The 21854-nt window shown below is 60.2% G+C and carries 18 protein-coding genes; 12 read left to right on the top strand and 6 right to left on the bottom strand.

Annotated features, from left to right (window positions below; all coding sequences use genetic code 11):
* The first annotated feature begins 110 nt into the window (after positions 1 to 110).
* Positions 111 to 1592, top strand: a complete 1482-nt coding sequence (gene glpK / locus MRS74_RS09515; protein ID WP_254580049.1) for a glycerol kinase GlpK — start codon at positions 111 to 113, stop codon at positions 1590 to 1592.
* A 78-nt stretch (positions 1593 to 1670) separates the two neighbouring features.
* On the opposite strand, the gene MRS74_RS09520 is transcribed toward glpK, so the two are convergent.
* On the bottom strand, positions 1671 to 3719 hold the full coding sequence (locus MRS74_RS09520; protein ID WP_254580050.1) for a sigma-54-dependent Fis family transcriptional regulator: 2049 nt from the start codon (positions 3717 to 3719) through the stop codon (positions 1671 to 1673).
* 372 nt (positions 3720 to 4091) lie between these two features.
* Here MRS74_RS09520 and MRS74_RS09525 point away from each other — a divergent pair, with 372 nt between their 5' ends.
* The 7 genes from MRS74_RS09525 (at position 4092) to MRS74_RS09555 (ending at position 11570) form a co-directional block, all read left to right on the top strand.
* Positions 4092 to 5195 carry an ABC transporter ATP-binding protein gene (locus MRS74_RS09525; RefSeq protein ID WP_254580051.1) on the top strand — a complete coding sequence of 368 codons (1104 nt, stop codon included), beginning with the start codon at positions 4092 to 4094 and terminating at the stop codon, positions 5193 to 5195.
* A gap of 59 nt (positions 5196 to 5254) precedes the next feature.
* Entirely contained in the window at positions 5255 to 6355 is a 1101-nt protein-coding gene (locus tag MRS74_RS09530; protein WP_254580052.1) for an ABC transporter ATP-binding protein, read from the top strand.
* A complete protein-coding gene (locus MRS74_RS09535) occupies positions 6355 to 7221 on the top strand; it encodes a carbohydrate ABC transporter permease (protein WP_254580115.1) in 867 nt (288 codons plus the stop codon). Before MRS74_RS09530 ends, MRS74_RS09535 begins: the two co-directional genes overlap by 1 nt.
* A gap of 10 nt (positions 7222 to 7231) precedes the next feature.
* Positions 7232 to 8038 carry a carbohydrate ABC transporter permease gene (locus MRS74_RS09540; RefSeq protein WP_438362325.1) on the top strand — a complete coding sequence of 269 codons (807 nt, stop codon included), beginning with the start codon at positions 7232 to 7234 and terminating at the stop codon, positions 8036 to 8038.
* A gap of 14 nt (positions 8039 to 8052) precedes the next feature.
* On the top strand, positions 8053 to 8325 hold the full coding sequence (locus tag MRS74_RS09545) for a DUF2160 domain-containing protein (RefSeq protein WP_254580117.1): 273 nt from the start codon (positions 8053 to 8055) through the stop codon (positions 8323 to 8325).
* Positions 8326 to 8481: 156 nt separating this feature from the next.
* Positions 8482 to 10230 (top strand): ABC transporter substrate-binding protein, encoded by a 1749-nt coding sequence (locus MRS74_RS09550; RefSeq protein WP_254580053.1) that lies wholly within the window; start codon positions 8482 to 8484, stop codon positions 10228 to 10230.
* 116 nt (positions 10231 to 10346) lie between these two features.
* The gene (locus MRS74_RS09555; protein WP_254580054.1) at positions 10347 to 11570 is read left to right on the top strand and encodes an iron-containing alcohol dehydrogenase; all 1224 of its coding nucleotides are present in this window, start codon (positions 10347 to 10349) and stop codon (positions 11568 to 11570) included.
* A gap of 14 nt (positions 11571 to 11584) precedes the next feature.
* On the opposite strand, the gene MRS74_RS09560 is transcribed toward MRS74_RS09555, so the two are convergent.
* Positions 11585 to 12379, bottom strand: coding sequence for an endonuclease/exonuclease/phosphatase family protein (locus tag MRS74_RS09560; protein WP_254580055.1), 795 nt, complete (start codon positions 12377 to 12379; stop codon positions 11585 to 11587).
* A 209-nt stretch (positions 12380 to 12588) separates the two neighbouring features.
* Between MRS74_RS09560 and MRS74_RS09565 the strand changes: the two genes are divergently transcribed.
* The 3 genes from MRS74_RS09565 to MRS74_RS09575 all read left to right on the top strand — a co-directional run bounded on the left by MRS74_RS09565 (position 12589) and on the right by MRS74_RS09575 (position 16646).
* A complete protein-coding gene (locus MRS74_RS09565; RefSeq protein WP_254580056.1) occupies positions 12589 to 13569 on the top strand; it encodes a GlxA family transcriptional regulator in 981 nt (326 codons plus the stop codon).
* Positions 13566 to 14774 (top strand): MFS transporter, encoded by a 1209-nt coding sequence (locus MRS74_RS09570; RefSeq protein ID WP_254580057.1) that lies wholly within the window; start codon positions 13566 to 13568, stop codon positions 14772 to 14774. The genes MRS74_RS09565 and MRS74_RS09570 overlap by 4 nt, the downstream gene beginning before the upstream one ends.
* Before the next feature lie 141 nt (positions 14775 to 14915).
* Entirely contained in the window at positions 14916 to 16646 is a 1731-nt protein-coding gene (locus tag MRS74_RS09575; RefSeq protein ID WP_254580058.1) for a phosphoethanolamine transferase, read from the top strand.
* A gap of 216 nt (positions 16647 to 16862) precedes the next feature.
* Here the strand turns inward: MRS74_RS09575 and MRS74_RS09580 are convergent, their stop codons facing one another.
* From MRS74_RS09580 to MRS74_RS09595, 4 genes are read right to left on the bottom strand one after another with little or no spacing between them, the layout of a single operon-like run.
* Positions 16863 to 18068, bottom strand: coding sequence for a sensor histidine kinase (locus tag MRS74_RS09580; RefSeq protein WP_254580059.1), 1206 nt, complete (start codon positions 18066 to 18068; stop codon positions 16863 to 16865).
* On the bottom strand, positions 18052 to 18750 hold the full coding sequence (locus MRS74_RS09585) for a response regulator transcription factor (RefSeq protein ID WP_254580060.1): 699 nt from the start codon (positions 18748 to 18750) through the stop codon (positions 18052 to 18054). The genes MRS74_RS09580 and MRS74_RS09585 overlap by 17 nt, the downstream gene beginning before the upstream one ends.
* A gap of 33 nt (positions 18751 to 18783) precedes the next feature.
* Positions 18784 to 19653, bottom strand: a complete 870-nt coding sequence (locus MRS74_RS09590) for a phosphatase PAP2 family protein (protein WP_254580061.1) — start codon at positions 19651 to 19653, stop codon at positions 18784 to 18786.
* The gene (locus MRS74_RS09595) at positions 19650 to 20099 is read right to left on the bottom strand and encodes a phosphatase PAP2 family protein (protein WP_254580062.1); all 450 of its coding nucleotides are present in this window, start codon (positions 20097 to 20099) and stop codon (positions 19650 to 19652) included. The genes MRS74_RS09590 and MRS74_RS09595 overlap by 4 nt, the downstream gene beginning before the upstream one ends.
* Positions 20100 to 20276: 177 nt before the next feature.
* Between MRS74_RS09595 and MRS74_RS09600 the strand changes: the two genes are divergently transcribed.
* Positions 20277 to 21641, top strand: coding sequence for an aldehyde dehydrogenase family protein (locus MRS74_RS09600; RefSeq protein ID WP_254580063.1), 1365 nt, complete (start codon positions 20277 to 20279; stop codon positions 21639 to 21641).
* Positions 21642 to 21854: the final 213 nt, after the last annotated feature.

The raw sequence follows: 21854 nt of genomic DNA on the forward strand, positions 1-21854 counted from the left end.
GGGCTGTAGCGGGGTGATGGTGATGGAAAAAGAAAATACTGCTTGGTTTTTAGTGGCGTAATGGTAAGAATACGAACAAAAAAGAACATTAGTGAACCGCGGGGCGAATCATGACTAAGTATCTACTGGCCATCGACCAGGGCACCACCAGCTCAAGGGCCATTATTTTTTCCGGCGAAGGTCAGATTCTGGCCACCAGCCAGCAGGAGTTTGCGCAGCACTTTCCAGAAGATGGCTGGGTAGAGCATGCGCCGGGCGATATCTGGGGCACGGTGCTGCAGACCTGTCGCGATGTTATAGCCAAGTGTGGTATCGAGGCGCAGCAGATTGCCGCCATAGGGATTACCAATCAGCGTGAAACCACCCTGGTATGGGATCGCGTCACCGGCGAGCCGCTTTACAATGCCATCGTCTGGCAGGACAGACGCACGGCAAAATACTGCGAGTCGCTCAAGCAGCAGGGCCTCGAACCCCTGATCAGTGAAAAGACCGGGCTGCTGATAGATCCCTATTTTTCCGCCACCAAGGTTCGCTGGATACTGCAGCAGGTGCCGGGCGCGCGTGAACGTGCCGAGCGCGGGGAGCTGGCATTCGGCACCGTGGATACCTATCTGCTGTGGCAGCTGACCGGCGGACGAGAGCATCGCACCGATGCCACCAATGCCTCGCGCACCCTTCTGTTCAATATCCATACGCAGCTGTGGGACAAGGAGCTGCTGGACCTGTTTGATATCCCGGTCAGCATGTTGCCCCAGGTGATGGACTCATCCGATGACTTCGGGCAGGCGGATGCCGCGCTGCTGGGGGCAGCGATCCCGGTCTGTGGCGTTGCCGGCGACCAGCAGGCGGCGCTGTTCGGGCAAACCTGCTTTCGCGAAGGCATGGCCAAGAGCACCTATGGCACCGGCTGCTTTTTGATGCTCAATACAGGCCTCAAGGCGCTCAAGTCCGAGCATCGCCTGTTGACCACCGTGGCCTATCGCCTCAATGGCGTGCCGACCTATGCGCTGGAAGGCAGTATCTTTGTGGCCGGCGCCACCATTCAGTGGCTGCGTGATGGCTTGCAGCTGATCCGCGGTGCCAGTGACGCCGAACCCCTGGCAGAGCAAACGTCCCTTGATCACGGGGTTTATCTGGTGCCGGCCTTCACGGGCCTGGGCGCACCGCACTGGGACCCCAATGCCCGCGGCGCTATCTTTGGCCTGACCCGGGATACCGGTATCAAGGAAATAGTGACCGCCGGCCTGCAGTCGGTCTGTTACCAGACCAAGGATTTGCAAAAAGCCATGGAGAGCGACGGTGTGCGCCCGGTGGCGCTGCGGGCGGATGGCGGCATGGTCGTCAACAACTGGGTGCTGAGCTATCTGGCCGATATTCTGGGCGCCACCGTCGATAGGCCCAAAATCATCGAAACCACGGCGCTGGGCGTGGCCTATCTGGCGGGTCTGAGAGTCGGCGTATTTGATTCGCTGGCGTCGCTGGAAAAACTCTGGCAGTGCGATCGCCGCTTTGAGCCCAAGATGGACAAGGCCCGTCGTGATAGCCTTTACGATGGCTGGAAAAAGGCCGTGTCCAAGGTACAGACCAACTAATACTGAATGCTTAAACGCCGCCGCTGCCGCCAGGGAGCGGCGGCTTTTTTATGCGTGATCGGTTAGTTCACAGCCTGCTTAGCCTTGGCGCAGGCCTAGATCGCGCAGGCGCTTGTAAAGGGTGTTGCGGCTGATGCCAAGCGCCTTGGCAGTGCGGGAGATATTGCCCTCATGCAGGCTGTAGGCCGCCAGGGTCTCGTCTGTCGAGGCTGTATCCTGGGCTGGTGCCACTGCTGTGCGAAAGACGTCGACACCACTTGCGGGCCAGGGGTCGGCTTTCTGTCTGGGCGCTCTCATGGTGGCGCCGCCGGCTGTTGCGGGGTTATCCAGCGCATTGTCCCTGGGCTCGGACAGGGCGCTGCGCTGTTGTTCTATATCCTGAAAGAAGTCATCGGGCAGATGCCAGGGTTCGATAGCATCCTCGTCCGCCATGGCCAGGGCGATCTGCAGTACGCTGATCAGCTGGCGAATGTTGCCGGGCCAGGGGTGCTGATCGAACAGGTTGAGGATTTCATCGGATAAGGGGGCGGGCTGGTTGGCTTCGCGGTGCAGCAGGTGCACCTGCTGGAAGAGTTCACGCCTGTCGGTACGTTCACGCAAGGGCGGCAGTTCGATGTTCAGGCCGGTCACGCGGTAGTACAGGTCCTGGCGAAAGAGCCCATCCTGCACCTGGCTGCGCAGGCAGCGGTTGGTGGCGGAAACAAGTTTTATATCCACCGGATAGGACTCGGTTGAGCCCAGCGGGGTGACCTTGCGTTCCTGCAGCACGCGCAGCAGCCGGGCCTGGGCCTGGAGTGGCATTTCACCAATTTCATCGAGAAAGAGCGTGCCTTTGTGGGCCTTGCGGATCAGGCCTATGGCACCCTTGTTGCTGGCGCCGGTAAAGGCACCTTTTTCATAGCCGAAGAGTTCCGACTCCACCAGCTCGCCCGGAATGGCGGCGCAGTTGACGGCCACCAGCGAATAGCGGCGGCGCGCGCTGTGCTGATGCAGCGCCTTGACGAAGACCTCTTTGCCGACACCGGTCTCACCGTGGATCAGAATCGGAATCTCTTTCTCGATAATGCGCTCGGCCTGGCGTACGCAGCGATCGACACGGGCATCGCCGTAACCAATACGGTTCAGGCCGATAACGCCATCACTGGCAGCAGGCGCTGTGCTTGCATTGGTCGCAGCGGGGCTCGAAGGATGAGTGGCCGGGGCGGCACTGCTTGCTGCGATACTGGCGCCGCCGGCCTTGTGCTGGCGAAAATCCACCGCCTGAATTACCCGTTCGATGGGCCTTTTGATCACGCCGTACATATGATGCTGACCGGGAGTTCTGAGCTGCAGCGGCTGCAGTTCGGGCTGGTTTTTCAGCTCGCGCAGCGGGCAACTGAACAGCTGGCTGATGCTGGCCAGTGCCAGGTCGTATCCGAGTAGCAGCTCGGCCCGCCTGTTGGCCGAAATAATGGTGCCTTCCTCATTGAATACCAGCAGGCCGGACCATTGGCTGTCGAGGTTGTCCAGATTGGTGTTGAAAGTGAGCAAAAAGTGTTCAGCACCGAAGGTGTTGATGATGAGGCGATTTTCCACCGATTGTGACATCAGTTTGACCATGCCCAGCGTATGGGCCTGGGGCAGGTAGGCATCGCTGGAGACATCCAGGACACCCAGCAGGTCACGATTGACATCAAAGATGGGGGCAGCGGAGCCGATCATGAAGCGGTTGGCTTTGAGGAAATGTTCGTCGCGCTGTACCTGCACCGCCTGGCCGGAGGCGATGACGGTACCTATGGCATTGGTGCCGTGGGTCTTTTCGAGCCAGCTGGTGCCCTGTTGGAAAAAAGCCTTCTGACGCTGGCCGACAAAGCGCTGATCGCCCCAGCCATTGAGTACCTGGCCGCGGCAGTCGGTAAGCAGAATCATGCATTTGCTGTTGGAGAGAATATTTTCATAGAAGGGCAGTACTTCCTGCCCTGTGGTGTGCACCAGCGAGTTGTGTTCTTCGCGCAGTAGCTTGCACTCGGAGCTGCCCAGCTGCTGCAGCCCGGGCTGGCTTTCGTGTTCCAGTCCGAACGAGCGGCAGCGGTCCCAGGAGTCAAGGATCAGGCTGTCATGTTCGGTGTCGCTGTTCGGAGTGCTCATGGGGCTGGCTCTTTATTGTTTTTATAGTGTGGAGTGCTGTTCAGGTGCGTGTTTGCCTGTGCACTGTTGCTCCTGTTACAGGGTTGAACAGTGCGCTGAGTGTTCAATCATCTGTTCAATTGACTGCTCAGTCAACAGTGTTCTGAACATAAATGTTCGATTACGAACATTTATGTCACAGGGATATTTTAAGTTATTTATTAAATAATCGTTACAAAACAAACATTTGGTATTTTTTTAGGCGTTTTTTTGTGTTTTGGCATGATGTTCGCTTTCCTTTGTTCGTATTCGAAAAAGCTGTGAGCCGCAGAGTTTGCAGTGCACCGGCCGCCTGAACAGGCGGCCATGACAATAAGAACAAGGGACGACACTATGTCGCTAACACTGGAAAACATCACGCGGGTGGTGGATGGCGTGCCATTCATCAGCGATGCGAATATCAGCTTCGAACCCGGATCTTTCAATGTCTTGCTGGGCCACACCCTGGCCGGCAAAACCTCTCTGATGCGACTGATGGCCGGGCTCGATAAACCGACCCAGGGCCGAGTGCTGATGGACGGTGCCGATGTCACCGGCATGCCAGTACAGCAGCGCAATGTCTCCATGGTCTACCAGCAGTTCATCAACTATCCCAACCTGACGGTACGGGAAAATATCGCCTCGCCGCTGCGTTTGTCGAAAATGCCGGAATCCCAGATCAAAAAGCGCGTTGACGAAACGGCGGCCATGTTGCGCATCGACCCCTTTTTGGATCGCCTGCCACTGGAGCTCTCCGGCGGGCAGCAGCAGCGCACCGCCATGGCGCGGGCGCTGGTGAAGGATGCGAGCCTGATATTGTTCGATGAGCCGCTGGTGAACCTGGATTACAAGCTGCGTGAAGAGTTGCGCATTGAATTGCGTGAGCTGTTCAAGGAGCGTCGTTCCATCGCCATCTATGCCACCACCGAGCCCAACGAAGCGCTGGCACTGGGGGGCACCACCACCCTGTTGCATGAGGGGCGTATTATTCAGTCGGGCCCGGTGAATGTCGTCTATCGTCAGCCGGTGAACGTGACGTCGGCGGCGCTGTTCAGTGAGCCACCGATCAATCTGCTGGGTGGACGGGTGTCCGAGTCGGAAGTCACCTTCGATGAATATGCCCACTTTCCGCTGAATCAGGATCTGCGTGATCTGACACCCGGTGATTACTGCTTTGGTGTGCGCCCGAGTCATATAGGTCTGGTGCCGCGCAATGATGATGATCTGGAGCTGTCGATGCAGGTCGAGCTGGCTGAAATCAGTGGCTCGGAAACCTTTATGCACGTCAAGAACCGCCATTTCAGTCTGGTATTGCAGCTGTCGGGGGTGCATGAGTACCGCACCGACGCGCCTATCAAGGTGTATCTGCCGACCCACAAGCTGTTTGTGTTCGACAGCAGCGGCGCCATGTTGCAGGCACCGACACGTCTGGTACAGGGGGCTGCAAACCATGTTTGATACAGATCTGAAATCCTGTGCGGACACAGCTATCTGCGCGCTGCAGGGGGTTGTACATCATGGCTGAGATACATCTGAAATCACTCGCACACAGCTACAGTGCCAATCCATCGGGCCCTGAGGACTATGCTATCCGCGAAATGGATCATGTCTGGCACCAGGGCGGCGCCTATGCCTTGCTGGGGCCGTCCGGCTGCGGCAAGAGTACTTTGCTGAACATTATTTCCGGTCTGCTGGCGCCGTCCGAGGGCGAGGTGCTGTTCGATAATGTGCGCGTTAACGAGTTGTCACCCAAGGATCGCAATATCGCCCAAGTGTTCCAGTTCCCGGTAATCTACGACTCCATGACGGTGTTCGACAACCTGGCCTTTCCGTTGCGCAACGCCAAGGTGCCGGAGCCCAAGGTGCGTGCCAAGGTGAATGAAGTGGCCGAGATTCTGGAGCTGCATCCGGTACTGCACAACAAGGCCAAGAATCTGACCGCCGACGAAAAGCAGAAGGTGTCCATGGGCCGCGGCCTGGTGCGCGACGATGTCTCGGCCATCCTGTTTGACGAGCCGCTCACCGTTATAGATCCGCACCTGAAGTGGAAGCTGCGCCGCAAGCTCAAGCAGATTCACGAGCAGTTCAATATCACCATGGTGTATGTGACCCACGATCAGCTGGAGGCCTCGACCTTCGCCGACAAGATCGCCGTGATGTACGGCGGCCAGATCGTGCAGTTCGGCACGCCGCGGGAACTGTTCGAGTCGCCCAATCATACCTTCGTCGGCTTTTTCATTGGCAGTCCCGGCATGAACCTGATTGAAGTACGTCGCTGTGAGGGCGGGGTCACCTTTGATGGCTTCAAGGTGGCGTTGAGCGATGAGCTGAACGAACACCTGGCGCTGGTACCCAGCGACAACCTCAAGGTCGGTATTCGCCCGGAGTTTGTGCATATCTGGGATGGCCCCAGCGATGATGCTTTTGAGGCCCAGGTGAAGCATACCGAAGATCTTGGTACCTACAAGATCGTCACCTTCGAGCTGGGCGGACAGACGCTCAAGGCCCGCATGGATGAAGACCGCGAAGTGCCCAACGGGCGCGCCTATGTGAGCTTTCCGCAGCAATGGCTGAAACTCTATGTCGATGAGTTCCTGGTTGAGGAGCAAGCCCGATGATCATCAAGACTGAAAATAACAAAGCCTGGTGGCTGGTGCTGCCGGTATTCCTGCTGGTGGCCTTTTCGGCGGTGATTCCGCTGATGACCGTAGTGAACTACTCGGTGCAGGACATCTTTGATCAGAACAACGCCTACTTTGTAGGTGCCGACTGGTACCGCGAAGTGCTGCGCGACCCGCGTCTGCATGACTCATTATTGCGCCAGTTTATCTACTCCTTCTCGGTGCTGGCCATCGAGATTCCGCTCGGTATCGGTGTGGCGCTGATGATGCCCACCAAGGGCCGCATGGGCTCGCTCTGTCTGATTCTGCTGGCCATACCGCTGCTGATTCCCTGGAACGTGGTGGGCACCATCTGGCAGATTTTTGGCCGAGCCGATATTGGCCTGTTCGGCTGGGCGCTGAATGCCCTGGGGATTGACTACAACTATGCCTCCAACACCGGCGATGCCTGGGCCACGGTGCTGCTGATGGATGTCTGGCACTGGACCTCGCTGGTGGCGCTGCTGTGCTATTCGGGTCTGCGGGCCATTCCGGAAGCCTTTTACCAGGCGGCCGAGATTGACCGGGCGTCCAAGTGGGCCGTGTTCCGCTATATCCAGCTGCCGCGCCTCAAGAGCGTGCTGGTGATCGGCATTCTGCTGCGCTTCATGGACAGCTTCATGATCTATACCGAGCCCTTTGTACTCACAGGTGGTGGTCCCGGCAACTCGACCACCTTCCTCAGCCAGACCCTGACCAAGATGGCCATCGGCCAGTTTGACCTGGGTCCGGCGGCGGCATTCTCGCTGATTTACTTCCTGATCGTGTTGCTGGTGTCCTGGCTGTTCTTCACGACCATCACCTATATGGACAAGGCGAAGTGAGGTTCGAATCATGAACATGACCAAACGCAAAGCTTTCGGCATCACGCTCTATATCCTGTTTCTGCTGGTGCCCATCTACTGGCTCGTCAACATGTCGTTCAAGACCAATGAAGAAATTCTGGGGTCCCTGAGCCTGTGGCCGAGCAACGTTACCTTCGACAACTATATGGTGATCTTCACCGATCCGACCTGGTACTCCGGCTATATCAATTCCATCATCTATGTCTCGATGAATGTAGTGATTACCCTGCTGGTGGCCTTGCCTGCGGCCTACGCCTTCAGTCGTTACCGCTTTGTCGGCGACAAGCACCTGTTCTTCTGGCTGCTGACCAATCGCATGGCACCGCCTGCGGTCTTCCTGCTGCCGTTCTTTCAGCTGTACTCATCGGTCGGGCTGTTCGATACCCATATCGCCGTGGCCCTGGCCCACTGCCTGTTCAACGTGCCGCTGGCGGTCTGGATTCTGGAAGGCTTCATGTCCGGTGTGCCGCGGGAAATCGATGAAACCGCCTATATCGACGGCTACAGCTTCCCGCGCTTCTTCGTGCGCATCTTCCTGCCCATGATCCGTTCGGGCATCGGTGTGACGGCCTTCTTCGCCTTCATGTTCTCCTGGGTCGAGCTGCTGCTGGCACGCACCCTGACGTCGGTGGACGCCAAGCCCATCGCCGCCATCATGACTCGTACCGTCGGGGCCACCGGGGTGGACTGGGGTGTGCTGGCCGCCGCCGGTGTGCTCACTATCCTGCCGGGTCTGCTGGTGATCTGGTTTGTACGCAACCATGTAGCCAAGGGCTTTGCCCTGGGCCGGGTATAAGGAGACGACGCATGATTAGCTGGATGGCATGGACCTTACCGGTCGCAATATTTTTTTCCACCATTGGCATCATTCTGGTCTGCATGACGGCCTATGAACTGTACTCGCCCTGTGTCGAGCGCAAGGGCTTTCTGCCGATCTCCACCACCCGCGGCGACCGCCTCTTTATCGGTTTGCTGGCAAGCGCCTACTTCCACCTGACGTACGTCGGTCTGACCGACATGTCGCTGTGGCTGCCGCTGGGCATCTCGGTCATCTGGCTGGCGATCGTGCTGCGCTGGGGCTGAAACCAAACCTGCAAGGGTGTTTTACGCAAGACTGCTTAACCCAAGCCCCGACAACGGTCGCAAGGCCGTGCCGGTAATAAGAAAGACAGGCTGGATCAAGGCGACACGGCGTTGCTGCGGCCACCTGAAATGCAATCAACTCCAATGAGGTTGACGATGATCAAGAATAATAAATTGCCACAGGCTCTGCTGCTGCGTGTTGCCATTGCCGCTGCGACCCTGGGCGTCAGTGTGCAAACCTATGCGGATCAGTATCTGGATGCTGCCAACAAATGGGCCGCCGAGGAGTTCGACACCTCGACCCTGACGCCTGAGCAGCAGATCACCGAAATGCAGTGGTTTACCGAAGCGGCCAAGCCGTTCCGCGGCATGACCATCAATGTGGCATCTGAAACCATTGCCACCCATGAATACGAAGCCAAGGTGCTGGCCAAGGCGTTTGAGGAAATTACCGGTATCAAGGTCAATCACGACCTGATCCAGGAAGGTGATGTGGTTGAAAAGCTGCAGACCCAGATGCAGTCCGACCGCAATATCTACGATGCCTACATCAATGACTCCGACCTGATCGGCACCCACTTTCGCTACGGCAAGGTGGTGCCCATTTCCGACATGATCGCAGGCGATGGCAAGGACTTCACCCTGCCGACGCTGGATCTGCCGGACTTTATCGGTCTGGACTTCACCACAGGCCCCGATGGCAAGCTGTATCAGCTGCCGGATCAGCAGTTCGCCAACCTCTACTGGTTCCGTGCCGACTGGTTCGCCCGTGACGACCTCAAAGCCAAGTTCAAGGACATCTACGGTTACGAGCTGGGTGTGCCGAAAAACTGGTCCGCCTATGAAGATATCGCCGAGTTCTTCAGCGAGAAGGTCAAGGAAATCGACGGTGAGCGTGTCTACGGTCACATGGATTACGGCAAGAAGGACCCGTCCCTGGGCTGGCGCTTTACCGATGCCTGGTTCTCCATGGCCGGTGCTGGCGACAAGGGTCTGCCCAACGGTCTGCCGGTGGACGAATGGGGCATCCGTGTCGAGGGCTGCAGCCCGGTGGGGTCCAGCGTTGAACGCGGCGGTGCCACCAATGGCCCGGCGGCGGTTTACGCCACCACCAAATACGTTGACTGGTTGCGCAAGTATGCCCCGCCTGAAGCCCAGGGCATGACCTTCTCTGAAGCCGGCCCGGTGCCGGCGCAGGGTGGCGTGGCGCAGCAGATCTTCTGGTACACCGCCTTTACCTCCAGCATGACCGAGAAGGGTCTGCCGGTGGTGAACGAAGATGGCACGCCCAAGTGGCGCATGGCGCCCTCTCCCAAGGGGCCTTACTGGGAAGAGGGCATGAAGCTGGGTTATCAGGACACCGGTTCCTGGACCTTCCTCAACTCCACCCCGGAAAAACAGCGCCTGGCGGCCTGGCTGTATGCGCAGTTCACGGTGTCCAAAACCGTGTCGCTGAAAAAGACCCTGGTGGGTCTGACACCGATCCGCGAGTCTGACATCAACTCCGATGCCATGACCGCAGCGGCACCGATGCTCGGCGGCCTGGTCGAGTTCTACCGCAGCCCGGCCCGTACCCAGTGGACACCCACCGGAACCAACGTGCCGGATTACCCGAAACTGGCGCAGCTGTGGTGGCAGTACATTGCGGAAGCGGCCAGCGGCGAGAAGACCCCGCAGGAATCTCTCGATGGCCTGGCCGCCGCCCAGGACAAGGTGCTGCAGCGTCTTGAACGTGCCGGTGTTCAGGGCGACTGTGGTCCCAAGCTGAACGAGCCGCGCGACGCCAGCTACTGGCTGGAACAGCCGGGTGCGCCCAAGGCGAAACTGGCCAACGAGAAGCCCCAGGGTGAAACCGTACCCTACGAAGAGCTGCTGAAAAGCTGGGAAGCGGGCCGCAAGGGATAATTCCTTGCACTGATTACTGGCGCATCCGGCCGGCTGCCCCTTGGGGCAGCCGGCTTTTTTGGCTATGGTGCATAGCGAATCCGCCGGGGTAGCCGGTAAGGACAGAGGAGTGGAACATGAGCAGTACGGAATCAGAGCTCAGCATGACAGGCACAGGCTCTTTGGGTATCGCTCCCTTTGGTGTGGCGGCACTGCCGCGTATCATTTTTGGCGCCGGCAGCTTTGATCAGCTGGCGGTTGTGCTGGCGAGCCAGGGTACGCGGGTGCTGATCGTCACCGGTGGCCGGTCCTTTACCGGCAGCGAGCACTGGGCGCAGTTGCAGGGCCAGTTAAAGGCTGCAGGCCTGGCATGGGTGCAGGTATCCATTGCCAGCGAACCCAGCCCCGAACAGGTGGATGAGGTGGTCAGCCACTACGGCGACTATGGCATCGATGTGGTGCTGGGGATTGGGGGCGGCAGCGCGCTGGATGCGGCCAAGGCCATCGCCGGCCTGTTGTCGGTGCAGCACTCGGTGATGGAGTACCTGGAAGGCGTCGGGCCAGAGTTGCCCTATCCTGGCCCGGGCCTGCCGCTGGTGGCGGTGCCGACAACTGCCGGCACCGGCAGTGAAATGACCAAGAACGCGGTGCTGACGCGCCATGGCGTCGGCGGCTTCAAGAAATCCTTCCGGGATGAAAAACTGCTGCCGCGTATCGCCCTGCTAGACCCGGACCTGCTGCACAGCTGCCCGCCCCAGGTATTGATGGCCAATGCCATGGATGCCTTCACGCAGTTGCTGGAGTCCTATGTATCTACCCGTGCCAGCGAATTTACCGATGCACTGGCACGAAGCGGTATCCAGGCTTTTGTGGCGGGCTTTGATCCAGCGGCAGCTGCCCCGGTAAAGGACTACAGCCAGCTGGCCTATGCCGCCATGCTGTCCGGTATCTGTCTGGCTCAGGCAGGGCTGGGATCGGTACACGGCATGGCGTCGCCGCTGGGGGCCTACTTTCCCATTCCCCATGGCGTAGCCTGCGGTACTCTGCTGGCGATAGCCACGGCGATGAACATAGCGGCGCTGCGCCAGCGCTTGCCCGCAAGCCCTGCGCTGGAAAAATACGCCCAGGTGGCGTGCTGGCTGGGCGCCGAAGAAGAAAGCATCGAGGCGGGCTGTGATGCGCTGGTCGGTTTGCTCGACAGCTGGGTTGAACAGTGCGAGCTACCCCGGTTGTCGGCCTTCGGCATGACTGAAGCCGATCTGCCCAGGGTGATAGCCGGCAGCGGTGGTAACAGCATGAAAACCAATCCATTGGTGCTGAGCGACAACGAAATCCGCCAGGTGCTGCTGGCGCGGCTTTAGGCGTAGCGGCTGGGCTAAGTGCCGGGTCTAGGGTCGAGCCGCAGGCGGATATGGGTGGCAATGGGCAGGTGGTCCGACAGGCGCTCATCCAGCACCCTGGCATCGATGACATCGACCCTGGGTGTTGCCAGCACATGATCGAGTGAGCGCCTGGGGCGCCAGCTCGGGAAGGTTTCGCCATCGTGCAGCGTGCGCAGGGCCGCATCGCGGATACCGGGATGGGCATGGAGTTCCTGCAGGTCGCAATTGAGGTCGCCCAGCAGCAGGGTATCATTGTCGCGGCCGATCAGTTCGGCCAGAAAATGCAGCTGGCGGGCCCGGGTCTGGCGGCCCAGGGCCAGGTGAGCAATGATCAGGCGCAGGGGGGCGTAGCCCGGTGGCTGCACCTCCACTTCCAGGGCGCCACGCCCCGGCAGACGGCCGGGCAGGGGGTGAAATTGTATTTCACGCAACGGCCAGCGCGACAGGCAGCCCAGGCAATGGCGGGCAAAGGGCGCCAGATCCCGGGTAATGGCGGCGTGCCAGTACGGGAAACCGGCGCGTTCTGCCAGGTGAGCCACCTGATTCAGCTGGGCCGTGCGCAGGCTGCCAGCATCGCACTCCTGCAGTGCGACCACATCGAAGTGGCCCGCCAGCTCCGCGATGCGCTCCAGATTGTTGCGTGCACCCCGGGTCGGTAGCAGATGCTTCCAGGATCTGGTTACATAGTGCATGTAGCTTGAGGTCTGCAGGCCGACCTGGATATTCAGCGACAGTACGCGTACCTGGCCGTCGCGGCGCTGAAATGGAAAAGCTCGGGAGTTTGGCATGGCACGTTCAAGTATGGGGGGGACGGCGCAAAGCGCAACCCGGATCCGTTCGGCGCGCCGAATTTTAGAATGTCTGGATTTGACGGGTTCTTGTCATTGTGGACATGCCCGCCGCTGAGCATACTGGGCAGCAAGAATACGCTCGGTGCCGAATTCATTCACGGCGGGGCGCCGTTCCTACGCAGGTCTCACCTTTGGAGCTCGACAGGATGAAGACTATCGCCGTACTCGCGTATCCGGACTGCCAGCTACTCGATGTGGCGGGTCCGCTGCAGGTCTTCGCCACCGCCAATCAGCTGCTGCCCGCGCCGGGTTACGAGGTGGTGATTATCGCCCGCAATCCGGGCCCCGTGGTAACCAACTCCGGCATGGTGCTGCTGGCGCAGCGCGGTCTCTGTGATACCGGCGACCTGGACACCCTGCTGGTGGCCGGTGGTTACGGTGTCGAGGCGGCCTGTCGCGACCGCTTGCTGACGAACTGGCTGGTGGCAAGATCCACCGAGGTGCGGCGGCTGGGGTCGGTCTGCACCGGCGCCTTCCTGTTGGCCGAGGCGGGGCTGCTGCGCGGCCGGCGGGCCGTGACCCATTGGAAGCATTGCCGGCGGTTGGCCGATCGGCATCCCGATATCCGGGTCGAACCCGATGCGCTCTATCTGTGCGACCATAACATCTACAGCTCGGCCGGGGTGACCGCCGGTATCGATCTGGCGCTGGCGCTGCTGCGGGATGACCAGGGACACCGCCTCGCGGCCGACGTGGCGCGTGAACTGGTGATGTTCATGCATCGCCCCGGCGGCCAGTCCCAATTCAGTACGGGCCTGGTACAGCAGGCGCCGATGTCGGCGCCACTTCGCCGGGCGGTTGAGGGTATCCGGCAGGCGCCGGCCCGTCGGTTTACCCTCGAGTCCCTGGCTGAACGGGCGGCGGTGAGCCCAAGGCACCTCTCTCGACTGTTCCGGCGAGAGCTGGACCTCAGCGCTGGCGATTTCATCGAGCGCGTGCGTATCGAGCGCGCCCAGCGAGCGCTGGAGGAGGCTGACGGCTCCCTGTCGACGATTGCCGAGCACTGCGGTTTCGGCTCCGCAGACCGGATGCGGTGCATTTTTATCAAGCGACTGGGTATCAGCCCCTCCGAATATCGGCAGCGTTTTTCTGTCCAGCCCTCACAGCTACAAGGATTTTTCTCATGACGCTGGGACGCCCGGCAAGTGCCCTTAATGCCAATGTTATCCTGCTGTCGTTGTGCCAGGCGCTGCTCAACACCGGCAATATCCTGCTGGTATCGGTCAATGCGCTGATCGGCAAGGAACTGGCGCCGTCGGTAGCCCTGATCACCCTGCCCATGGCGATGCAGTTTATCGGCCTGATGGTGGCAACGATTCCGGCATCGCTGATCATGCAGCGCATCGGCCGCAAGAACGGCTTTTACCTGGGCAACCTTATCGGTCTGCTGGGCGCGGCCTGTAGCGGCTTGGCCCTGCTGCAGGCCAGCTTCTGGGGCTTTAATCTTGGCACTTTCCTGCTGGGTATCGGTATCGGCTTTGGCATGCTGTACCGCTTTGCCGCCATCGAGGCGGCGCCGCCTGCGCAGCAGAGTCGGGCCATTTCCCTGGTCATGGCCGGTGGTGTACTGGCCGCGGTGCTGGGACCGAACCTCGCCATTCACAGTCGCGGCTGGTTTACGGATACCCCTTTTCTGGGGGCCTTTATCGGGCTTTTCGGGCTCTATGCACTGGCGCTGCTGTTGCTGCGTGCGGTGCGCCTGGCAGCGCCTTCGGCGGCTGCGTCGGATGCGCCGCAGCGCCCGCTGGGAGTGATCCTGTGCCAGCCGGTGTTTGTGATGGCGGTGGTGGCGGGCATGGTCAGCTATGCGGTGATGAACCTGCTGATGAGTGCCACGCCCCTGGCCATGATTCGCCACGGTTTCAGCTTCGATGATTCGGCCCTCGTCATTCAGTGGCATGTGCTGGGCATGTTCGTGCCGGCCTTCTTTACCGGGCGCCTGGTGGAGCGCTTTGGGGCGCCGCACATGATGCAGGCCGGTGGTGCTTTGATGCTGCTCTGTATCCTGGTCAACCTGCTGGGCCAGAGCCACTGGCACTTCTGGCTGGCACTGGTGCTGCTGGGGACCGGCTGGTGTTTCATGTTTATCAGCGCGACCTCCTTCCTGACCCGAGCCTACAGGCCCGCCGAAAAGGCCCGTACCCAGGCGGCCAACGAGTTTCTGGTGTTCAGCAGTGTGGCGCTGTCGGCCCTGGCGGCCGGCTGGCTGGAGGCATCCCTTGGCTGGGTGATGATGAACTGGCTGATGCTACCGGTGGTATTCGCTGCCATGACGCTGATCGCCTGCCTTAGGCGCTACCGGCAGGCCGCAGAGGCACGCCAGCCGCTCTGATGCTCTGATAGGGAGCCGGGTGCAAACAGGGCGCAAGGAGCAAGGATTAGGGAGTCGCGGCCGTTTGGATTTCACATGGCACTCACACACCGGGGTCTACACTTTGGCCGCATAGTTCTGCTGCCATGAGTAAGTGTTGCCATGAAGACCGCTTTGCAAGTATCCCGCCTGAAAGGCCTGCAGTTGACGCTGTCCAGTGGCCAGTTTCGACTGTTGCTCTGTGCCGTACTGGCACTGTTCTATAACGGTCCGCTGTGGCAGCTGATATCGGCGCAACCGGCATCAAGCGAGATTGCAGCCTGGCTCTTCATGGCGGCCTTTTTCAGTTTCATGGTGGCGGTGCTGCAGTTTTTCCTGACCCTGGTCGGCTTTCGTCAGGTCCTCAAGCCTCTGGCCATATTTATTCTGCTCAGTGCCAGCGCGGTGTCCTATTTCATGCACAGCTACGGCATTCTGGTGGATCGCAGCATGGTGCAGAACCTGTTCGAAACCGATACCGCCGAAGCCGGCGAATTGCTCAATGCCGGCCTGATGCTGCATCTGTTGCTGTCCGGCGTGCTGCCAGTGCTGCTGGTCATGTGCATCCGCATTCGTTACCGGCCGGTATTTGCCGAGCTCAGAGGGCGGGCGGCGGTGCTGTTTCTGTGCCTGATGGTGATCGGTGCCAATGGCGTGCTCTTCTACAAGGACTATTCATCGCTGTTTCGCAATAACCGCCAGATCCGCAATCTGGCGGTGCCCTCCAATTACCTCTACTACGGCATCCGTTACCTCATGGGTGCCTATGATCCGGTGAGTGTGCCGTTGCAGCGCCTGGGGGAAGATGCCCGGCAAGTGGCCGATCCGATCGAGGATGGCAAGCGCAAGCTGCTGGTGCTGGTGGTAGGGGAAACCGCTCGGGCGATGAACTTTGGCCTCAACGGTTATGGGCGTGATACCAATCCGCAGCTCAATGCCCTGCCGGTGCTGAGCTTCGGGGAGACTGCCTCCTGCGGCACCAGTACGGCGGAATCCCTGCCGTGCATGTTTTCTCTCAACGGTCGTGACGGCTACGACAAGGCGGCGGAAAGTCACCGTGAAAACCTGCTGGATGTATTGCAGCATGCAGGTGTCACGGTGCTCTGGAGGGACAACAATTCGGGCTGCAAGGGCGTCTGTGATCGGGTGGATAGCCAGGAAACCGCCGTGTTTGAGCTGCCGGAGTTCTGTGTGGCCGAGGAGTGTTACGACGAAGGCATGCTCAGTGCGCTGGATGAATATCTGAAAAGTACGACAGGGGATGCGGTGATCGTACTGCATCAAAAGGGTAGCCATGGCCCGGCCTATTATCTGCGCTATCCGCAACAGTTCGAGACGTTTACCCCGGTATGCCGCAGTACCCAGCTGCAGTCATGCAGCCAGAGCGAGATTCTCAATGCCTACGACAACAGCATTCTCTATACCGACTACTTTCTCAGCCGCGTGATCGGCTTCCTCAAAAGCGAACAGCAGGGTTACGACACCGCCATGCTGTACATGTCTGATCATGGTGAGTCTCTGGGGGAGGGCAATATCTACCTGCACGGCATGCCCTATATGTTTGCGCCTAAAGAGCAGACCCATGTGCCCTTTATGGCCTGGCTGTCCGATGGCATGCAGCTGCGCACCGGGCTGGATTCCAGTTGCCTGGGGGCAAAGCGTGAGCAGGCTCTGAGTCACGACAACCTGGCGCACTCGGTGCTGGGGCTGATGGGAGTCACAACCTCTGTGTATCAGCCTGGGCTGGATATCTTTGACGATTGCCGTCAGCCGCTGCCCACAGGCAGCGTGCAGCAGACTCAGCCGGCCATCATCCAGTTCGAGAATCCGCGCCAGGGGCAGGGTCCGGCCTGAGCTGAAATGTTTCAGTTGCAACGCCTGATCTGAAAATCACGGCCACAGCTGCTGTATCCATGAGCTAATGCGAGGCGCTTTACGAGAGACGAGCGTTGCAAGAGCCCCGGCCGGGTGACTGGCCGGGGCTCTTGCGTTTGGGGCTCGGCCCTGTCGGGCGCGGGGTGCTCTGGGGCTTTGGCGATCTTAGGGCAATAACTGTTGCAGAGTTCAGCCTCAGGCAGGCGTGAAGATCAGCTTGGCGCTGAACAGTTCCGCTGTCTGCTCCAGCTCGAATCGGCAGTTGGCCTGGGCGCAGAGCTGTTCCACGATCATGAGACCATAGCCATGGCTGTCGCGTTCGTCCGGCGGAGTATCGCCGATGGGGTTCTGTATCAGCAGGCTGTCGCTGTCGTTGCTGATGGCGATATCGCCGCTGCCGTGTACCAGGGCATTGCGCAGCAGGTTGTCGATAATCACCGACAGAATAAAAGACGGCACCGGCCAGCTGCAGGGCGCCAGGGTCAGTGAGGTGACGCGGGCTCGCAGCTCCGGATGGGTGCCAAGGCGCTCTTCGATCACGGCCTTCAGTCCTGCCTGATTGACCGGTGCGGTACTGCGGGTCTTGTTCTCGCGGCCTAGCCAGAGAAAGGCCTCGATCAGCTGACTCATGCGGGTCGTGGCATCGTCGATGCGTTTCAAGGCGCGCTGGCTGAGGTTGTCGGCGGGCAGGGTTTCCCGCAGCAGGTCGGCGGAGCTGCGGATGACCATCACCGGCGAGCGCAGTTCATGGCTGGAAAATCGGGTGAAGTCCCGCTCGCGCTGGATGAAGTCCGACACCCGTTCGAGCAGGGATGCGAACTGGCGGCTCATAAAGCCGATCTCGTCGTTGCGCTGCAGCGGCTCGAGGTGCGGGTTGGTAGGGTCTATATCGGCCAGCTGGAGGCTGAGCTGGCGGATGGGTACCGTCAGATGCCAGGCAATCAGCAGTGTCAGTCCCATGGCGCCAAAAGTGATCAGGGCAATACCGCCCATGACCAGGCCGACCTCGGCGGCTTCCTGAGCCTCACTTTCGAGCAGTTCTTCCAGCGGCTGCAGCACCATGTAGTAGAAATCGCCACTGATCGGGTGCGGGCGAATCACCAGCAGGTTGTCGTTGGGCAGCGGGTGGGTGCCCACTGTCGTGAACGCTTGCAGCTCCTGTGGCAGCAAATCCCTACTGGCGTAGAAATGCAGAATGTCGAAAAACTTGAGGGTTTCGGACGGCGCTTCGCTGGCCAGTACGCGATCGACCTGGGCGCCTATATAGTTGCTGAAACGCTGTACGCTTTCGGATTCGATGCGCTCGATCATCTGCCACCCCAGCAGCCAGTACAGGCTCATGATCAGGCAGGCCGAGAGTCCGACGGTTAGCAGAATCTTGCGGCTAAAGCTCTGTTTCATTCGCTTCGGTGTCCCCTGGGAGTGTCAGCTGAAAGCCGATGCCGCGCACGGTGGTGAGCATGGGCTGGCTGAAGGGTTTGTCTAGCTGCATGCGCAGCTGATACAGCAGTGAACGCAGGGCATCGCTGTTGGGCAGGTCGTCGCCCCAGAGCAGCTGTTCCAGCTCTTCCCGGGGCACTGCCCGGGGCGCCTTGGCCACCAGATGCTTGAGCAGCTTGAACGACTGGGCGGTGAGGGTCAGGGGGCGGCCTTCCCGGCTGGCGGTGGCCTGTTCGACATCCAGTGTCAGGGGCCCAAAGGACAAGCGGCGCAGCATCTGACGGGATTCGCGCTTGCTCAGGGCCTCGACCCGGCACACCAGTTCTGCCATGGCAAAGGGCTTGACCAGGTAGTCGTCGGCGCCGGACCGAAAGCCCCGCACCTTGTCGTCCAGCGTATCCAGCGCAGTGAGAAAGAGGATGGGCGTGGTGACCCCCAGCGCGCGCAGCTGTTCGCAGGCCGAGAGCCCGCTGATCCTGGGCATCATGATATCGAGTATCAGTACGTCGTATTGATTCCGACGGCACAGCTCGAGCACCTGGGCGCCGTGGCGGGCGCAGTCGGTTTCGATGCCGCGCCACTGAAGGAAGTCCACAATGCCCGCCAGGATATCGGCATCATCGTCGGCAACCAGCACGTTCATAGCATCAACGGTTCCTGCTTTGTCACAGCATGATTAGGAGCCGGAGGTCCCGGCGTAAATGCGACTGTAGCAGAATTTGGGCCCGGCGGGTCTGGGCCACAAACGCCAGCGGTAAAGAATCAATGCGCTGAACCAGCAAATCGCCAGGGTCCAGAGGTCGTGGGACACAAAGTGGGCGCCGCGCAGCTGCTGGGAAATGCCGAATATGAGCCCCAGCCCGAGCCCCGGCAGCAACGCCAGGCGTCTATACCGGCGGGCCCGCGCCGAGCTGCCACCGAGATGGTGCAGGGCGAGGAAGTAGAGTGCGACCCATGCATAACCCGCGCTGGCGTGCCCTGCGGGGAAACAACTGCCGCCGCTGGTCGTTGCCGGGTCCAGGCTGAACAGGGAGTGGTAGATGTGATCGGCGCCATAGCGCTGCAGTGTCCAGGGGCAGTCGAGACCGGTCAGATGCTTGGCGATATTAACGATGAGCAGGCTGCACAGCACGGCGCTGATCAGATAACTCAAGCTAGGTCGCCAGTGACTCAGGCTCGGGCGAATCCAGCTCAGAGTCCAGCCCAGCAGGGCGACAAGCAGCAGCCCGAAGCTCAGCAGGCGGCCGCCGTTGTGGATAACCCCGGCCGTGAGCCAGTGTTCGCGCAGCGCCCACTGCTGGCCTTCCAGCCGGTACAGCAGATCCCCCAGTTTCAGATCCAGCCCGTAGGCTTCCAGCAGTGCCACGGCGACTATGAACAGCAGCAGCGGCAAAAGCCCAAGCTGGCGCCAGCCCACAGGCGCAGTGCCCGCCTGCAGGGCGCTGGTGGCTGGAGTTCTGTAACCGGTTTTCAGCAGTGGCTGGCGCGGCAGTGGCTGCAGCGGTTGCAGTTGCAGGGGTGAGTGAAGGGGCTCGTAGCGGCTCATGCAAACACCCAGCCGCGGCGAATCAGTGGCCCGGCCAGCAGGCGATAAAGCCTTAGCAGCCACAGACCCCAGGTGCGCAGTTGTTGGCCCAGTATCAGGCTGCAGGCGATCGCCATGAACAGAGTGAAATGATCGCTGGGGAAAGAGCTTTCGGTGGCGTGGGGCAGTAGCGTCTGGCCGAGGGGTATTTCAAATGGCCTGGGGTGGTACCAGAGCAGGGCGATGATCTGATTGAGGGCGAGCCCAATACCCGCCGCCAGAGCGGCGCCGAGCAGCGCTAGCCGGGTACGCAGACCGCCGTAAAGCCAGCCCAGGGTGAGGCCCGCTGGCAGCAGCCAGATCAGATCGCGCGCGGCTATCCGGCTCAGCATCAGTTGCCAGGGCTGCGGGTCAGTGGCGTTAATCCACAGGAACAGTGTCTGATTGAGGGTTTCCAGTGCGTTCATCGGTGGCGTGGTTCCCTGTGCTGAGTACGATTTATTGCCGGGCACCTTAGCAGCGCCCCTGTGAGTCCAGTGTGAAATCCGCGGCACAGAAGCCCTGCAAAGGCGTCTTAGGGGCGCCGGGCTCGCGACTGGGTCAGGCAGCAACTATCCTAAGGTCAGGCCGAAGGAGGTGTTGCCATGACTTATCTGATCTCCCTGAATCCCGCCACGGGAGAACCTGTGGGTGAAATCCAGACCACGTCGCTGGATGCCATGCCTGCGCTGGTGTGCGCGGCGAGGGACGCGTTGTCGGACTGGAGTCATCTGAGTATTGAGGCCCGGGGTGAATGCCTGCTGCGTGCCGCCGAGGATCTGCAACAGGAGTCTGAGCGTCTCGGTGAACTGCTGAGCCAGGAAATGGGCAAGCCGCTGCGCAAGGGAATCAGCGAGGTGCGCTTCTGTGCCCAAAGTATCGAGCCGCGGGTCAAGCAGGCGGTGGCGGCGTTGCAGTCGCGGCGCAGCAGTGATGGCGATACCGAGTCGACGCTCTACTATGATCCACTGGGCGTATGCGCCGTGATCAGCCCCTGGAACTATCCCATGTCCATGCCGCAATGGATGCTGCTGCCGGCTTTGCTGTGCGGCAATACGGTGCTGTTCAAGCCGTCGGAGGAAACGCCGCTGATTGGTCAGGCCTATGCCGATGTACTCAATCGCCACCTGCCACCAGGTGTGCTGCAGGTGGTGCAGGGACCCGATCAGCAGGGACGGGCGCTGGTGGAGGCCGATATCAACATGGTGGCCTTTACCGGTTCCCGTGACGCGGGCAAGGACATCATGAGCCGCGCAGCCATTGGGCTCAAACGGCTGATGCTGGAGCTGGGAGGCAAGGATCCGCTGCTGGTGCTGGATGATGCCGACCTCGATGCCGCCGCCGAGTTTGCCTGTGCCAACAGCTTCGAGAATGCAGGTCAGGTCTGTGTTGCGACCGAGCGGGTCTATGTTGATCGCCAGGTGCTCGCCTGCTTCGAGCAGCGGGTACAGGCGGGGGCGGCACAGTATGTTACCGGCCCCTGGCACGATGCGAAGTCCAGGCTAGGCCCGATGATTCATGACCGACAGCGCCAGCATGTACTGGATCAAATCGAGCAGGCGCTGGCCTCGGGGGCGCGTTTGCTCCATGGCGGTACGGATCACCCGCCGCGTTATATTACCCCCACAGTACTGACCGATTGTCGCTCCGATATGTGGATCATGCAGCAGGAAACCTTTGGGCCCGTGCTCTGTATTCAGGGTTATGACAATCTTGAGGAGGCGCTGCTTCTGGCCAACAGTACCGAGTATGGTCTGGGCGCGGTGGTGTTCGGTGAAGACGAAGACCGTGCCTGGCAGGTGGCGCGGCATCTGGAAGCCGGTATGATCGGCGTCAACAAAAGCTGCTTTGGCACCGTGGAGTGTCCCTGGGTGGGGGCGCGCCAGAGCGGTTATGGCTTTCATGGCTCGGCCGAAGGCTTTCACCAGTTCTGTCAGTTGCGGGTGGTCAGCAAGCCGTTGCCCGGCTAAATCCGTATCGGCTGTGCTCTGGGCCTGTATATCCGCGCCTAGCAGCCTGTCGGACTTAACACTGATCTACTGCGGAACATCCGATTTTGGCCATTTTCTGTACTCTTTTTCGTTAAATAGAACCACTATTCGCCTTAAAAGAGCCCAAAAACTGACTCAAAACGGCCATGTCCTCGCTACGACCGGTCAAGTCCGACAGGCTACCTAGGGTAG

It is taken from the genome of Marinobacterium sedimentorum (assembly GCF_024267675.1).
GTDB lineage: Bacteria > Pseudomonadota > Gammaproteobacteria > Pseudomonadales > Balneatricaceae > Marinobacterium_A > Marinobacterium_A sedimentorum.

Excerpts from the sequence above, each read along its gene's own strand:
- MRS74_RS09595 (WP_254580062.1), bottom strand. The coding sequence starts at position 20,099 with ATGAACGCACTGGAAACCCTCAATCAGACACTGTTCCTGTGGATTAAC.
- MRS74_RS09575 (WP_254580058.1), top strand. The coding sequence starts at position 14,916 with ATGAAGACCGCTTTGCAAGTATCCCGCCTGAAAGGCCTGCAGTTGACG.
- glpK (WP_254580049.1), top strand. The coding sequence starts at position 111 with ATGACTAAGTATCTACTGGCCATCGACCAGGGCACCACCAGCTCAAGG.
- MRS74_RS09590 (WP_254580061.1), bottom strand. The coding sequence starts at position 19,653 with ATGAGCCGCTACGAGCCCCTTCACTCACCCCTGCAACTGCAACCGCTG.
- MRS74_RS09570 (WP_254580057.1), top strand. The coding sequence starts at position 13,566 with ATGACGCTGGGACGCCCGGCAAGTGCCCTTAATGCCAATGTTATCCTG.
- MRS74_RS09550 (WP_254580053.1), top strand. The coding sequence starts at position 8,482 with ATGATCAAGAATAATAAATTGCCACAGGCTCTGCTGCTGCGTGTTGCC.
- MRS74_RS09600 (WP_254580063.1), top strand. The coding sequence starts at position 20,277 with ATGACTTATCTGATCTCCCTGAATCCCGCCACGGGAGAACCTGTGGGT.
- MRS74_RS09520 (WP_254580050.1), bottom strand. The coding sequence starts at position 3,719 with ATGAGCACTCCGAACAGCGACACCGAACATGACAGCCTGATCCTTGAC.
- MRS74_RS09565 (WP_254580056.1), top strand. The coding sequence starts at position 12,589 with ATGAAGACTATCGCCGTACTCGCGTATCCGGACTGCCAGCTACTCGAT.
- MRS74_RS09540 (WP_438362325.1), top strand. The coding sequence starts at position 7,232 with ATGAACATGACCAAACGCAAAGCTTTCGGCATCACGCTCTATATCCTG.
- MRS74_RS09525 (WP_254580051.1), top strand. The coding sequence starts at position 4,092 with ATGTCGCTAACACTGGAAAACATCACGCGGGTGGTGGATGGCGTGCCA.
- MRS74_RS09585 (WP_254580060.1), bottom strand. The coding sequence starts at position 18,750 with ATGAACGTGCTGGTTGCCGACGATGATGCCGATATCCTGGCGGGCATT.
- MRS74_RS09555 (WP_254580054.1), top strand. The coding sequence starts at position 10,347 with ATGAGCAGTACGGAATCAGAGCTCAGCATGACAGGCACAGGCTCTTTG.
- MRS74_RS09530 (WP_254580052.1), top strand. The coding sequence starts at position 5,255 with ATGGCTGAGATACATCTGAAATCACTCGCACACAGCTACAGTGCCAAT.
- MRS74_RS09560 (WP_254580055.1), bottom strand. The coding sequence starts at position 12,379 with ATGCCAAACTCCCGAGCTTTTCCATTTCAGCGCCGCGACGGCCAGGTA.
- MRS74_RS09580 (WP_254580059.1), bottom strand. The coding sequence starts at position 18,068 with ATGAAACAGAGCTTTAGCCGCAAGATTCTGCTAACCGTCGGACTCTCG.